Source organism: Achromobacter sp. SIMBA_011, assembly GCF_046535435.1.
GTDB classification, from domain to species: Bacteria; Pseudomonadota; Gammaproteobacteria; order Burkholderiales; family Burkholderiaceae_B; genus Achromobacter; species Achromobacter dolens.
The window spans coordinates 107,430-121,067 of record NZ_JAWRWN010000003.1 but is presented as its reverse complement, the minus strand read 5'-3'; the positions used below and the strand labels follow the sequence as shown (position 1 = coordinate 121,067).

The window sequence follows — 13,638 nt, the reverse complement described above, 5'->3', positions numbered from 1 at the left end:
TTCGGGCGCGGGCGGGGCGCTGCCGAATCCTCTTACAATGCCGGGTTGCGTGAATTTTCTGGACTGCGTGAGATGTCTGACGTTTTGAGTATCGAATCCCTGGACCTGGAAGCCCGGGGCATCGCCCGCCGCGATGGCAAGGTCGTGTTCGTGGAAGGCGCCTTGCCCGGCGAGCGGGTCACGGCGACCACCGTGCGCCGCAAACCGTCCTATGAAATCGCGCGGGTCGACCAGGTGATGCGCCCCTCGTCGCAGCGCGTGGCGCCCCGTTGCCCGCATTTCGGCGTCTGTGGCGGCTGTGCCATGCAGCATCTCGAACCGTCCACGCAGGTGGCGATCAAGCAGCGTTCGCTCGAAGACACCTTCTGGCACGTCGGCAAGCTGCGTCCGGCCCGCATCCTGGCGCCGCTGCATGGCCCGACCTGGGGCTACCGCTACCGCGCCCGCCTGTCGGTGCGCGTGGTGCCCAAGAAGGGCGGGGTGCTGGTGGGCTTTCACGAGCGCAAGAGCAGCTACGTGGCCGACATGCGCGAATGCCATGTGCTGCCGCGCCACGTCAGCGACCTGCTGATGCCGCTGCGCGCCATGATCGCGTCGATGTCCGCGCCCGACCGCCTGCCGCAGGTGGAAGTGTCGCTGGGCGACGGCGTGACCGCGCTGGTGCTGCGCCACCTGCTGCCGCTGACCGACAACGACATCGCTGTGCTGCGCGCCTTCGCCGACAAGCACAACGTGCAATGGTGGCTGCAGCCCAAGGGCCCGGACACGGTGCATCCGCTGGTGCCCGAGCATCGCGACGCGCTGACCTACACCATGCCCGAATTCGGCCTGCGCATGCCGTACCGGCCGACCGACTTCACCCAGGTCAATCACGCCATCAACCGTTCCATGGTGTCGCGCGCGCTCACGCTGCTGGAAGTGCAGCCGACGGACCGCGTCGCCGACCTGTTCTGTGGCCTGGGCAACTTCACGCTGCCGCTGGCCACCCAGGGCCGCGAGGCCGTGGGCGTGGAGGGCAGCAAGGCGCTGACCGACCGCGCCCATGAGGCCGCCGCGCGCCACGGGCTGGGCGAGCGCACCAGTTTCGCCACCCTCAACCTGTTCGAGGTGGACGTCGAATGGCTGCGCGGCCTGGGCTTCTTCGACCGCATGCTGATCGATCCGCCGCGCGAAGGCGCGCAGGCCGTGGCGCAGGCGCTGTCGCAACTGAAGGCCGAGGAGCGCCCGCGTCGCATCGTCTACGTGTCCTGTAATCCCGCCACGCTGGCGCGCGACGCCGCCATCATGGTGCACGAGGGCGGCTACCTGCTCAAGAGCGCCGGCGTCATCAACATGTTCCCGCACACCGGGCACGTGGAGTCGATCGCGGTGTTCGAATCGCTGGATGCCGAGGGCGTGCGCGAAGTGCAGGAGCGCGCCCGCCAGCGCGCCTTGCAGCAGGCGGCCGATGCGGCCGCCGCGGAAGCGGAAAAGGCCGCCGCGGCCGCCGAGAAGGCCGCGTCCAAGCAGGCGGCCACCGAGGCCTACCACGCCCGCGTCGCGGCCGAGGGCGAGACGCCGGCGCAAAGCCAGGCGTGACCCGCCCCGGCGTCGACCGGGCCGCATGCAAGAAGGGCAAGCCGGTTGGCTTGCCCTTTTTTCTTACTGGGAGCGCCCCAGGTTTTCCAGGATGGGGCAGTCGGGTCGATCATCCCCGTGGCAGTTGTGCGCCAGGTGCTTGAGCGTGGCGGCCATGTCGCGCAGCGCGCAGGCCTTGCGTTCCAGTTCGGCCACGTGTTCGAGCGCGATGCGCTTGACGTCGGCGCTGGCGCGGCTGCGGTCGCGCCACAACGCCAGCAGCTCGTTCATCTGTTCCACCGAGAAACCCAGGTCGCGCGCGCGCCGCACGAAGCGCAGCGTGTGCAGGTCGTGCTCGCTGTAGACCCGATAGCCCGAGTCCTTGCGCAGCGCCGGGCCGATCAGGCCGATGCTCTCGTAGTAGCGGATCATCTTGGCCGAGATGCCGGATTCCTGCGCGGCTTGTCCGATGTTCATATGCGGTCTCCTGGAAGAACGGCGCGTCAGTGCGCGGCGCGCGGGGGGCGGAATGTCTTCAGGCGCAGCGCGTTGCCCAGCACGAAGACGCTGGACAGCGCCATGGCGCCGGCCGCGAAGATCGGCGACAGCGACAGGCCGTAGGCCGGGTACAGCGCGCCGGCCGCCAGCGGGATCAGCGCGGCGTTATAGGCGAAGGCCCAGAACAGGTTCTGGCGGATGTTGGCCAGCGTGGCGCGGCTCAGCGCGATGGCGTTGGGCACGCCGTGCAGATCGTCGGCCATCAGCACCACGGACGCGGCCTCGATGGCGACGTCGGTGCCGGTGCCGATGGCGATGCCGGTGTCGGCCGCGGCCAGCGCCGGCGCGTCGTTGATGCCGTCGCCGACGAAGGCCAGCTTGCGGCCGCCGGCGCGCAGCGCGGCGATGGCCTCGACCTTGCCGTCGGGCAGGACCTCGGCGCGCACTTCGTCGATGCCCAACTGGCGCGCCACGGCCTGCGCCGTATGGCGGTTGTCGCCGGTGATCATGGCGGTCTTCAGGCCCTGTGCGTGCAGCGCGGCGATGGCGTCCACGGCCGACGGCTTGACCGGGTCGGTCACGGCCATCATGGCGGCCGCCTGGCCGTCGATGGCGACGTAGATCGGCGTCTTGCCCTCGTTGCCCCATTGTTCGGCGCGCTGGCCGAAGGCGCTGACGTCGATGCCGCGCTCGGCCATCAGGCGGTCGGCGCCGGCCAGCACGCGCTTGCCGGCCACGCTGGCTTCGACCCCGGCGCCGGTGATGGCGGCGAAGCCTTCCGCCGGCAACAGGTCGATCTGGCGTTCGGCGGCGGCCGCCACGATGGCCAGCGCGATCGGATGTTCGGAGCGCGCCTGCACCGAGGCGACCCATTGCAGCACGTCGCGGTCGGCGAAGCCGGCGGCCGGCGCAAGTTCGGTCAGGGTGGGCTTGCCCAGCGTCAGGGTGCCGGTCTTGTCGAAGGCCACCACCTGCACGTCGCGCAGCGTCTGCAGGGCGTCGCCCTGGCGGAACAGCACGCCCATTTCGGCGGCGCGGCCGGTGCCGACCATGATCGAGGTCGGCGTGGCCAGGCCCATGGCGCAGGGGCAGGCGATGATCAGCACCGCCACTGCGTTGACCAGCGCGTGCGACAGCGCCGGCGTGGGGCCGAGGAAGAACCAGGCCAGGAAGGTCAGCAGCGCCATGCCCATGACGGCCGGCACGAACCAGGCGGTGACCTGGTCCACCAGCGCCTGGATTGGCAGGCGCGCGCCCTGGGCGGCCTCGACCATGCGGATGATGCGGGCCAGCATGGTGTCGGCGCCGGTGTGGGTGACGCGCAGCGTGAAGCTGCCGGATGTATTGAGCGTGCCGCCGGTCGCCTGCATGCCCGGCTGCTTTTCCACGGGCACCGGTTCGCCGGTCAGCATCGATTCATCGACGTACGAGCTGCCCTCGATGATCTCGCCGTCCAGCGGGATCTTTTCGCCAGGGCGCACCACCACGATGTCGCCCTTGCGCACCTGCTCGATGGCGATGTCTCGCGGCTGGCCGTCGCGCATGACGCGCGCGGTGCGCGGCTGCAGCCCGATCAGGCGCTTGATGGCGGCGCCGGTCTTGCCCTTGGCGCGCGCTTCCAGCGTGCGGCCCAGCAGGATCAGCGTGACGATGACCGCGGCGGCTTCGTAATAGACGTTGCGGGCGCTCTCCGGCAGCCAGGCGGGGGCGAAGGTGGCGACGACCGAATACCCCCAGGCCGCGCCGGCGCCCAGCGCGACCAGCGAGTTCATCTCGGGCGCGCGGCGCCACAACGCCGCCAGCCCCTTGCTGAAGAAATGGCGGCCGGGCCAGGCCAGCACCGCCGTGGTCAACACGAACTGAAGCAGCCAGCTATTTTGCTGGCCGATGTTCGCCAGCACCCAGTGGTGCATGGCGGGGATCAGGTGCGAGCCCATTTCCAGCGCGAACACCGGCAGCGTCAGCGCCAGGGCGGCGATGAAGGCGCGCTGCAGGCGCCGCGCCTCGGCGTCGCGCGCTTCGGACTGGCGTTCGGCGTGGTCGTCCTGGGCGGCGATCGGACGGGCCTCGTAGCCCATCTTGACCACGGCCGCGACCAGGGCATCGGGCTGGGCCGCGGCCGGATCATAGGCCACCAGGGCGCGTTCGGTGGCCAGGTTGACCTGGGCCTGGGCCACGCCCGGCACGCGGGTCAGGGCCTTTTCCACGCGCTTCACGCAGGACGCGCAGGTCATGCCTTCGATGGCAAGTTCAAGCTCGACGGAAGGGTTGGCAACGCTCATGGCTGTCTCGGTTGAGGTAGGAAGACCCCAGTTTCATCCTTCCCATGATGGGAAGGTCAAGGACTATTCTACGCTTGACCTTCCTATAATGGGAAGGTCTAAGCTGGGGTTGAGCTGGCACCGGAAGCGGTGCGGCAATCCCCCCTGATTCCTATGGAGAACACCATGAGCATCGAATTCCAAGTCCCCGACATGACCTGCGGCCACTGCGTCAAGACCATCACCGGCGCGGTGACGGCGGCGGCGCCGGGCGCCAGCGTGGCGGTGGACCTGCCCGCGCATCGCGTCACCGTCACGGGCACCGACCAGGCTGATAAGGTCGAGGCCGCGATCCGCGATGCCGGCTACGAGCCGCAGCGCGTGTGACGTGTGACGGCCGGCTGCCGTCGGGCGTATGATAGAAAAAACCTGACGGCGGCTATTTGATTATTGTTTTAAGCTATCAATCAATTAAATTAATTAAATTTGAATAATTGATAGCTGACGTTTATCATTCTTTCCATGGTGGTTGAACAAGACCCCGCTACCCCAAGGAGAGATTGCATGCTGCAAAACCGTGAAGGCCAACGTGTTCCCAACGTAACGTTCCCCGTCCGCGAGGGCAACACCTGGAAAAAGGTCACGACCGACGACCTGTTCAAGAACAAGACGGTCGTGGTCTTTTCGCTTCCCGGCGCTTTCACGCCGACCTGCTCGTCGACCCACCTGCCGCGCTACAACGAACTGGCTCCGGCCTTCGCCGCCGCCGGCGTCGACAGCATCGTCTGCGTGTCGGTCAACGACACCTTCGTCATGAACGAATGGGCCAAGGACCAGGAATCGTCCAACATCACACTGCTGCCCGACGGCAACGGTGAATTCACCGAAGGCATGGGCATGCTGGTCGACAAGAGCGACCTGGGCTTCGGCAAGCGCAGCTGGCGCTACTCCATGCTCGTCAAGGACGGCGTGGTGCAGAAGATGTTCATCGAGCCCGAGAAGGAAGGCGACCCGTTTGAAGTGTCGGACGCCGACACCATGCTGGCCCACGTCGCCCCGACGGCCAAGAAGCCCGACCAGGTGGTGGTGTTCTCCAAGCCCGGCTGCCCGTTCTGCGTGGAAGCCAAGGCGCTGCTCGAAGACAAGGGCTATGCCCCGATCGAGATCCCGCTGGAGAACAAGGTGCGCGGCCGCGTGATCGGCGCCGTGTCCGGCAAGGGCACCGCTCCGCAGGTGTTCATCAACGGTTCGCTGATCGGCGGCCTGGACGACCTGAAGGCGCACTTCGCCTGATGCTGGCGGGAAGGGGACGCTCTCCCTTTCCCGTGCCGCGGCCGCTCCCGCGAGGAGCGGTCCGGCGCGCCGGTTTCCCTTTTTCCGCATCTTCGCGCGGCCCCGGCGGGCGCCGCGGGACGGCGTTCGTCCCTGAGGGTGCGCAACAAGGCGGAATCCGCCTTTGACAACGTTTGCTGCACGCTACACCGGGGGATCCCACTCATGAAGACTCTGCATACCGATATCGCCGTCCTCGGCGCCGGCACCGCCGGCCTGGCCGCCTACCGCGCCGCAAAGGCCGCGGGCAAGCGCGCGCTGCTGATCGAAGGCGGTCCTTATGGCACCACCTGCGCCCGCGTCGGCTGCATGCCTTCCAAGCTGCTGATTGCCGCCGCCGAGGCCGCGTATCACGCCGCGCACACCGCGCCGTTCGGCGTGCACGTCGAGGGCGAGGTCACGGTCAACGGCGAAGAGGTGATGGACCGCGTCAAGCGCGAGCGCGACCGTTTCGTCGGCTTCGTGCTGGAGGGCGTGGAGAACATCCCGGCCGAAGACAAGATCCGCGGCTACGCCCGCTTCGAATCGGATACGGTGCTGCGGGTCGACGACCACACCGAGATCCATGCGTCCCGTGTGGTGATCGCGACCGGCTCGCGGCCGTCGGTGCCGCCGCCGTTCCGGGGCCTGGGCGACCGCCTGGTGCTCAACGACGACGTGTTCGCCTGGGATGACCTGCCGCGCCGCGTGGCGGTGTTCGGCCCCGGCGTGATCGGGTTGGAACTGGGCCAGGCGCTGGCGCGGCTGGGCGTCGAGGTGCGCGTGTTCGGCGTCAGCGGCAGCCTGGGCGGCATCAGCGATCCGCAGGTGCGCCACAGCGCCCGCAAGATCTTCCAGCAGGAGTTCTACCTGGACCCGGATGCGCGCGTGCTGGAAACCCAGCGCGTCGGCGACGAGGTCGAGGTGCGCTACGTGGCGCTGGACAACACCGAACGCACTGAACGCTTCGACTACGCGCTGGTGGCCACCGGCCGCCGCCCCAATGTGGACGGCCTGGGCCTGGAGAACACCTCGCTGCAGTTGAACGCGCAAGGGGTGCCGTTGTTCGACCGCGACACCATGCAGGCGGGCGATTCGGCGATCTTCATCGCCGGCGACGCCAACGCCGACGCGCCGCTGCTGCACGAGGCGGCCGACGAAGGCCGCATCGCCGGCGAGAACGCGGCGCGTTATCCGGAAGTGCGCCAGGGCCTGCGCCGCGCGCCGCTGGCGGTGGTGTTCTCGGATCCGCAGATCGCGTTGGCCGGGCAGGGCCATGCCCGCCTGACGCCGGGCACCTTCGTGACGGGCGAGGTCGATTTCGGCGACCAGGGCCGTTCGCGGGTGATGCTGAAGAACCGCGGCCTGCTGCACGTGTACGCCGATATCGCCACCGGCCGTTTCCTGGGCGCGGAAATGGTCGGCCCCAGCGCCGAGCACATCGGTCATCTGCTGGCCTGGGCCGTGCAGCAGGAGCTGACCGTGGCGCGCATGCTGGAAATGCCGTTCTACCATCCGGTCATCGAGGAAGGCCTGCGCACCGCGCTGCGCGACGCGGCCGCCAAGCTGGCGCGGGCGCAGGAGGCGCTGCGCCAGGTGGAAGCGGAAGGCGCGGCCGCCTGAGGGCGAGCCATGCGTGGAAGAGGCTGCCCCGCGGGGCAGCCTCTTCTTCGTCTTGAGCGGCGGTCCGGGCAGGCGCAGTTGGCGCGACTGGCGCTGGGGGCCGGGGAAGAGGGGGGCCTCGCACGGACCGTGGATTTCTTGTCACGTCAGGAAATTTTATAGATAATCTATAAAAATTGACCAGGCCCCTGCCGATGAACACTCCCGTCATTTCGCTGGACGGCGCGCACTTGCGCGCCGAGGACGTCGTTGCCATCGCGCGCGGCGGCGCCACCGTCGCCCTGGCCGACGCCGCCCGCCAGGCGCTGGACGCCACGCGCGGCTACATCGAATCGCACTGGCTCAACGACGCCGCGCCGCTGATGTACGCCTTCAATACCGGCGTGGGGGCGCTCAAGAGCCAGCGTATCGCGCCGGCGGAGATCGCCACATTCCAGGCCAGCCTGGTGCGTTCGCATTCGGCGGGCACGGGCGAGCCGATGCCGGACGAGGTGGTGCGGGCCATGATGGCGTTGCGCGTGAACGCCTTCGCCAGCAATCATTCCGGCGTGCGGGTCGCGATCATCGACCGGCTCATCGCCATGCTGAACCACGGCATCACGCCGGTGGTGCCGTCCAAGGGCAGCGTCGGCGCCAGCGGCGACCTGGCGCCCCTGGCCCTGATGAGCGGCGCCCTGATGGGCTTGCCGCAATCGCGCGTCACCTACCGGAACGAGGTGATGCCGGCCGCGCGCGCCTTCGAACAGGCCGGCATGGCCGCCACGATGGACGTGCAGGCCAAGGACGCGACCGCGCTGATCAACGGCGCGACGGCCTCGCTCGCCTACGCGGTGCTGGCCGCGCACGACGCGCGCGAGCTGCTGGGCGGCGCGACGTTGTCGATGGCCATGACGCTGGAGGCGCTGCGCGGCGAACTGTCGTGTTTCGAGGACCGCGTCATGCTGGCGCGTCCGCATCGCGGCCAGCGGCGGGTGGCCGCGGCGATTCGCCAGTTGGTGGCGGGCAGCCGGCGCTGCACCGAGCCGGCCCGACAGGTGCGCCTGCGCGGGACGCCCGGCCTGGATCCGGCGCAGGCGGGCACGCCGCACGCGCCGCCGCTGGCCCCGCGCATTCAGGACGTCTATTCGCTGCGCTGCGTGCCGCAGGTCTACGGACCGGTGCTGGACGCGCTGGACTACGTCGACGGCATCCTCGCGACCGAAATGAACAGCGCCACCGACAACCCGCTGATCTTCCCGGAAGACGCGGGCTACGCCATCGTCTCGGGCGGCCACTTCCATGGGCAATACATCGCCCAGGCCATGGATCTGCTGGCGCTGGCGGTGACCGACCTGTCGGCGATCTGCGACCGCCGCAGCGCGCGGTTGGTCGACCCGGCCTGCAATTTCGGCCTGCCGGCCAACCTGATCGCGCAGCGCCCCGGCATCAATACCGGCTTTTCGGTGGCACAGAGCATGGGCACGGGGCTGGTGCTGGAAAACATGGGCCTGTGCGGCCCGGCCAGCGCCACCAGCCTGCCCGCCAAGGGCAATACCGAGGACCACATCAGCAACTCGTGTTTCGCGGCGCGCCGCACGCGCACCGTGGTCGAGAACAGCCAGGCGGTGGTGGCTGTCGAGCTGTTGCTGGCCGCGCAGGCGCTGGATCTGGCCGAGCCCGATCTGGCCGCCTATCCGCTCGGCGCGGGCACGGCCGCGGCCTGGTCCGCGGTGCGGGCGGTGGTGCCGCCAATGCTTGGCGATGACCGCTGGGTCCATGACGACATCGCGCTATTGCGCGCCCGGGTCGCGGACGGCAGTCTGGCCGCCGCCACGCAATCCGCCTGCGGCCCGCTTTGGCAGGCGCGGGAGGCGGCATGACCCTGGCCCACGGCGCCTCGCGCGACGACGACGACACCTTGCCTGGACGCATCGCGCGCGCGCTGGTCGAGCGCATCATCACAGGCCAGTTGCGGCCCGGCGAGCGGGTGGGTCAGGACGCGCTGGCGGCGGAGTTCGGCGCCAGCCATGTGCCGGTGCGCGAGGCGTTCCGCCGTGTGGAGGCGCGCGGACTGCTGGTGAGCGAGCCGCGCAAGGGCGTGCGGGTCAGTTCGCTGGACGAGGCGTCGATCGTGGAGATCACGCGGATGCGCGGCGCGCTCGAATCGCTGGCGCTGCGCCATGCGATGGCGGCGATGAGCGCCGGCGACCTGGCGCGGGCGCAGGCCGCGATCGACGCGGGCGACCAGGCGCGCGACATGCGCGACTGGGAGGCGGCCAACCGCGCCTTCCACGAGGCGCTGTACCGGCCGTGCGCGATGCCGCGGCTATTGGCGACGATCGACATGCTGCATGAATCGCGCACGCGCTACATGCATGTGACGGCGTCGTGCGTCGCATGGGATCCGGGCTCGCAGCGCGAGCACCTGGAGCTGCTGGACGCCGTGCGCCATGGCGAGGTCGAGCGGGCCTGCCGGCTGCTCGAGGCGCATATCGCGGAGGCGGGCGAGATCCTGGTGCGCGGGCTGGAAATCTGGCGCCTGACGGTGGTCGGCGAATCCTGAGCGGGCCGCGCGTGCCCTGCATGAAAAAAATCGGCCCCGCGTCGTGCAACGCGGGGCCGGTTTTTTCATGCGCTGCCGGGCGGCAATCAGTCGTCCGACTGCTTCTTCGGCACGGGGAACGGATTCTCGCGGTACTGCAGCGTGAAGCCGGCGCGCTCGTCCTGGCCGAGTTCGCGCGCCAGGTAGGGCATGGCCTGCTTGAGGGCGTCGTGCAGCGTCCACGGCGGGTTGATCAGGAACATGCCGCTGCCGTGCAGGCCGTAGCCGTCGATGGTGGCCTTCTTGACCGTCAACGTGGCGTGCAACCAGCTCTTGACCTTGAGGTTCTCGAAGTGGCGCGCCATTTCGCTGGCCTCGCGGCGCTGCACCAGCGGATACCAGACGGCGATGGTGCCGGTGGCGAAGCGCTTGACGCATTCCTTGACGGTGATCAGCGTGCGGCGGTAGTCGTTCTTGTCTTCATAGGACGGGTCGATCAGCACCATGCCGCGGCGCGTCGGCGGCGGCAGCAGGGCCTTGACGCCTTCGAAGCCGTCGTCGCCGTAGATGGTGGTCTGGCGCTGCGCGGTGCGGTCCATGTGTTCGAGGTTGCCGACCAGGGTGTCGATCTCGGTCGGGTGCATTTCGAACAGCCGCAGGCGGTCGGACGGACGCAGCGCGTCCAGCGTCAGCCAGGGCGAGCCGGGGTAGCGCTTGAGGCGGCCGTTGGTGTTGAAGGCGCGGATGCGGGCGACGTAGTCGGCCAGCAGGGGCGGCAGGTCGTCGCGTTCCCACAGGCGGCCGATGCCGTCGGCGAACTCCGAGGTCTTGGCAGCCCAGTCGCTGTCCAGGCTGTAGAGGCCGGCGCCGGCGTGGGTGTCGATGACCCAGTAGGGCGCGTCCTTGCGGTTGAAATAGTCCAGGGTGTGGACCAGGATGGCGTGCTTGAGCACGTCGGCATGGTTGCCGGCGTGGAAGGCGTGGCGATAGCTGAACACGGGGCGGGGGCCTCAGGCGGCCGGCCGGATGGCGGCCAGTTCGTCGGTGAAGATGCCGTCGATGCCCCAATCCAGCAGCAGGCGGGCGCGCTCGGGGTCGTTGACGGTCCAGGCGGCGATGCGGTAGCCGGCGGCGTGCACGGCGTCGATCAGTTCGCGCGTGGCGTCCTTCTGGTTGATGTTCAGGGCGACACAGTCGTATTTGACCAGGCGGTCGAGCCAGTCGGCGGGCACCTTCTCGACCAGCAGGGCGCGCGGCAGTTCGGGCGCGGCGTCCTTGGCGGCCTGCAGGGCTTCCTCGGCGAAGGAGGACAGCAGCGGGGCCACGGCGGCGCCTTTCCAGAGTTCACGGGCGGCCAGGGCGACGGCGGCGCCAGTTTCGGCTTCGCGGCCGGGGCAGGGCTTGATCTCGACGTTGCTGGCTATGCCGTTGGCGACGGTGTAGCGGGCCACGGCGGCGAAGGTGGGCAGGGGTTCGCCGGCGTAGGCGGCGGAGTGCCAGCTCCCGAAGTCCAGTTGCGCCAGTTCGCTGAAGGTCTTGGCGGCGGCGGGACCGTGGCCGTTGGAGGTGCGGTCGACGTCGTCGTCATGCATCAGGACGAGGACGTTGTCGCGGCTGAGCTTGACGTCGTATTCGAACATGGTGAAGCCGTGTTCGGCGCCGACGCGCATGGCGGCGAGGGTGTTCTCCGGGGCCAGGCGGCCGCCGCCGCGGTGGGCGATGTGGCGGGAATAGGGCCAGGTGGGGAGGGATGCGGTCATTTCTTTGATGCTTTTGGGGTTCTTTGGGACAGGGTGGAAGGATACTCTGTTCTGGGGGTTCCTTTCCTGTCGTGCGGGGGGGCTTGCTTCGTGCCTGTGTCGCGGGTTCGGTTCTTTTGGCGCGGCTGCGGGGCCGTGGCGCGGGGCCGGGGCTACGAGGCTTGTCCGGCGCCTGCGCGCCGGACAGCGCGTGCTCATCCTCGTCGCCTGCGGCTCCTTCGGATTCCGTCGCGCGCGCCTCTACACGCCCCGGCCCCGCGCCACGGTCCCGCAGCCGCTCGCGGTGGGGAAAGTTCGGGGCGTCGCTGGGGTGGGCGGTGTGCTTGGGCTTTGTGGGAAGGAGTGGGGGGGCTGAAAGATTTGCTGGCGCCCGTCCGACGAGGCCGCCCTGCGCGGCCTTGTCGGACATACGTTGCGGCTGCTCGCGCGAGCGCATCCGGGGGGGGGAGGTGGGATTTGGGGGCGGGGAGCCTGCCGCCTGGGGGCAGGGGCGGCCTTCGTAGGGTTGCGCCACCGCAGGCGCCCGGCGCTTATTTCATCGGGGCCTTGTCCTGGGAGACGTCCATGATCATGCGGGCGGCCAGGTAGAGGCGGGGGACGATGGAGGGGATCTGGATGTATTCGGCGTCGTTGGAGTGGGCGCCGAAGCCGCTCAGGCCCATGCCTTCGATGACGGGGCCGCGGGCCTTGAGGGCGGCGAAGGCGGCGTCGGTGCCGCCGCCGCTGGCGCGGTCGATGACTTTCATGGGCAGGCCGAGTTCCTGGTAGATGGCGACGCCGTGGTTGGCGAGGGCGCGCGAGGCAGGGGTGGCTTCCAGCGGCGGGCGGCGCACTTCGAATTTGACGCTGACCTTGGCCTCGGGCAGCAGTTTCTTCTGGATGCGTTCCTGCAAGGTGCGTTCGAGGGCGTCGAAGTCGGCGACCTTGAGGGCGCGGGCGTCGGCCTGGGCGGTCGCCTGGCCGGGGATGACATTGCGGTTGGTGCCGGCCTGGGCCACGGTCCAGTTCAGTTTCAGGCCTTCCTCGGGCTTGGACAGGTCTTTCAGTTGCAGGATCTGGTGGGACAGCTCGGTCAGGGCGTTGACGCCGCCCTCGGGACGGGCGCCGGCGTGCGAGGTCTTGCCCTGCACGGTCAGGTAGGCGGCGCCGATGCCGCTGGTGGCCAGGGTAAGGCGGCCCTCGGCGCCGCCGCCTTCGAAGGAGAAGACGGCGTCCTGGTCGGCGCCCAGCCGGGTGATGGTGGCGCGGGCGCCCGGCGAGCTGATTTCCTCGTCGCCGTTGATCAGCACGGTCAGGGTGCCGTAATCCTTGAAGTCCAGTTTTTGCAGCAGGGCCACGGTGTGCAGGATGATGGCGACGCCGTGCTTGTCATCGGCGATGCCCAGGCCATAGGCGCGGTCGCCGTCGATGCGGAAGGGCTGGTCCTTGAGCATGCCGTTGCGGTAGACGGTGTCCATGTGCGCGATCAGCATGATCTTTTTCTGGCCACTGCCCTTGAATTCGGCGTGCACCATGGGGCCGACGCGCTCCGGCGTGTCGTCCAGGCGGAAGATGTCGGTGGGCTGGAGGATCTCGACGGTGCCGCCCAGCGCCTTCAAGCGTTCGCCGATGAGGGCGGCGATGCGTTCGACGCCTTCCACGTCCCTGCTGCCCGATTCGATGTTGACCAGGTCGCGCATGGTGTCGAGCATGCCTTGTTTCTGCTGCTCGGCGGCTTCATGCACGGCGGCGACGGGCGCGGCCAGCACGGCGAAGGAGGCGCTGCCCAGGAAGCCCAGGGCGAGCGCGGCACGCAGGACGAGCGGACGTGAGAGCGGGAACGGCATGGAAAGTCACCTCTGTGAGAAAGGAAGGAAGACGGCGGGCGTGGCGTGGCGGCCCGAAGGTCACGATACGAGGGGGGACGGAAGGCGAAAACCGGGGTTTCCCGGGTTGACCCGGGCCGGCTTCCGTGGGGGTGGCAAGCCTCGTCGTCGGGCGCGCGGGGGCGCCGGGCGGGTCGATGTAAGCAGACGCTGCGGGACGAATGAGAAATGCTAAAATCCGCCCGCTGACCCGGTTTGACCGGTATGGGAATAGGGCGAATGAGATTCGCCTTTTTTTATGC

At 69.0% G+C, this 13,638-nt stretch carries 11 protein-coding genes; 6 read left to right on the top strand and 5 right to left on the bottom strand.

Translation table 11 applies throughout. The features are described from left to right. Positions 1-72: 72 nt before the first annotated feature. Positions 73-1,578 carry a 23S rRNA (uracil(1939)-C(5))-methyltransferase RlmD gene (rlmD, locus tag SB816_RS13600; protein ID WP_064528712.1) on the top strand — a complete coding sequence of 502 codons (1,506 nt, stop codon included), beginning with the start codon at positions 73-75 and terminating at the stop codon, positions 1,576-1,578. Positions 1,579-1,641: 63 nt separating this feature from the next. On the opposite strand, the gene cueR is transcribed toward rlmD, so the two are convergent. Both cueR and SB816_RS13590 read right to left on the bottom strand, forming a co-directional pair. Further along, the gene (gene cueR / locus SB816_RS13595) at positions 1,642-2,034 is read right to left on the bottom strand and encodes a Cu(I)-responsive transcriptional regulator (protein ID WP_020927477.1); all 393 of its coding nucleotides are present in this window, start codon (positions 2,032-2,034) and stop codon (positions 1,642-1,644) included. A 26-nt stretch (positions 2,035-2,060) separates the two neighbouring features. Continuing rightward, positions 2,061-4,337, bottom strand: a complete 2,277-nt coding sequence (locus SB816_RS13590) for a heavy metal translocating P-type ATPase (RefSeq protein ID WP_144655053.1) — start codon at positions 4,335-4,337, stop codon at positions 2,061-2,063. Between the two features lie 165 nt (positions 4,338-4,502). Between SB816_RS13590 and SB816_RS13585 the strand changes: the two genes are divergently transcribed. From SB816_RS13585 to SB816_RS13565, 5 genes are all read left to right on the top strand, one after another. After that, positions 4,503-4,703 (top strand): heavy-metal-associated domain-containing protein, encoded by a 201-nt coding sequence (locus SB816_RS13585; RefSeq protein WP_064528716.1) that lies wholly within the window; start codon positions 4,503-4,505, stop codon positions 4,701-4,703. Positions 4,704-4,880: 177 nt separating this feature from the next. Beyond that, positions 4,881-5,609 carry a glutathione peroxidase gene (locus SB816_RS13580; RefSeq protein WP_049073470.1) on the top strand — a complete coding sequence of 243 codons (729 nt, stop codon included), beginning with the start codon at positions 4,881-4,883 and terminating at the stop codon, positions 5,607-5,609. 204 nt (positions 5,610-5,813) lie between these two features. Next, positions 5,814-7,250 (top strand): dihydrolipoyl dehydrogenase, encoded by a 1,437-nt coding sequence (locus SB816_RS13575; RefSeq protein WP_144655052.1) that lies wholly within the window; start codon positions 5,814-5,816, stop codon positions 7,248-7,250. A 194-nt stretch (positions 7,251-7,444) separates the two neighbouring features. Next, positions 7,445-9,109 carry an HAL/PAL/TAL family ammonia-lyase gene (gene hutH, locus SB816_RS13570; protein WP_410547149.1) on the top strand — a complete coding sequence of 555 codons (1,665 nt, stop codon included), beginning with the start codon at positions 7,445-7,447 and terminating at the stop codon, positions 9,107-9,109. Further along, positions 9,106-9,792, top strand: a complete 687-nt coding sequence (locus tag SB816_RS13565; RefSeq protein WP_116793577.1) for a GntR family transcriptional regulator — start codon at positions 9,106-9,108, stop codon at positions 9,790-9,792. Before hutH ends, SB816_RS13565 begins: the two co-directional genes overlap by 4 nt. An 86-nt stretch (positions 9,793-9,878) precedes the next feature. Here the strand turns inward: SB816_RS13565 and SB816_RS13560 are convergent, their stop codons facing one another. The 3 genes from SB816_RS13560 to SB816_RS13550 form a co-directional block, all read right to left on the bottom strand. Then, positions 9,879-10,769 carry a 23S rRNA (adenine(2030)-N(6))-methyltransferase RlmJ gene (locus SB816_RS13560; protein ID WP_054502668.1) on the bottom strand — a complete coding sequence of 297 codons (891 nt, stop codon included), beginning with the start codon at positions 10,767-10,769 and terminating at the stop codon, positions 9,879-9,881. 12 nt (positions 10,770-10,781) lie between these two features. Beyond that, positions 10,782-11,531 (bottom strand): glycerophosphodiester phosphodiesterase, encoded by a 750-nt coding sequence (gene ugpQ / locus SB816_RS13555; RefSeq protein ID WP_006388171.1) that lies wholly within the window; start codon positions 11,529-11,531, stop codon positions 10,782-10,784. 530 nt (positions 11,532-12,061) lie between these two features. Continuing rightward, positions 12,062-13,357 carry a M20/M25/M40 family metallo-hydrolase gene (locus SB816_RS13550; protein ID WP_410547148.1) on the bottom strand — a complete coding sequence of 432 codons (1,296 nt, stop codon included), beginning with the start codon at positions 13,355-13,357 and terminating at the stop codon, positions 12,062-12,064. Between the last annotated feature and the right edge of the window lie 281 nt (positions 13,358-13,638).

What these genes read in the sequence shown, in the direction of transcription:
- rlmD (WP_064528712.1), top strand. Translation starts at nt 73, where the DNA reads ATGTCTGACGTTTTGAGTATCGAATCCCTGGACCTGGAAGCCCGGGGC.
- cueR (WP_020927477.1), bottom strand. Translation starts at nt 2,034, where the DNA reads ATGAACATCGGACAAGCCGCGCAGGAATCCGGCATCTCGGCCAAGATG.
- SB816_RS13590 (WP_144655053.1), bottom strand. Translation starts at nt 4,337, where the DNA reads ATGAGCGTTGCCAACCCTTCCGTCGAGCTTGAACTTGCCATCGAAGGC.
- SB816_RS13585 (WP_064528716.1), top strand. Translation starts at nt 4,503, where the DNA reads ATGAGCATCGAATTCCAAGTCCCCGACATGACCTGCGGCCACTGCGTC.
- SB816_RS13580 (WP_049073470.1), top strand. Translation starts at nt 4,881, where the DNA reads ATGCTGCAAAACCGTGAAGGCCAACGTGTTCCCAACGTAACGTTCCCC.
- SB816_RS13575 (WP_144655052.1), top strand. Translation starts at nt 5,814, where the DNA reads ATGAAGACTCTGCATACCGATATCGCCGTCCTCGGCGCCGGCACCGCC.
- hutH (WP_410547149.1), top strand. Translation starts at nt 7,445, where the DNA reads ATGAACACTCCCGTCATTTCGCTGGACGGCGCGCACTTGCGCGCCGAG.
- SB816_RS13565 (WP_116793577.1), top strand. Translation starts at nt 9,106, where the DNA reads ATGACCCTGGCCCACGGCGCCTCGCGCGACGACGACGACACCTTGCCT.
- ugpQ (WP_006388171.1), bottom strand. Translation starts at nt 11,531, where the DNA reads ATGACCGCATCCCTCCCCACCTGGCCCTATTCCCGCCACATCGCCCAC.
- SB816_RS13550 (WP_410547148.1), bottom strand. Translation starts at nt 13,357, where the DNA reads ATGCCGTTCCCGCTCTCACGTCCGCTCGTCCTGCGTGCCGCGCTCGCC.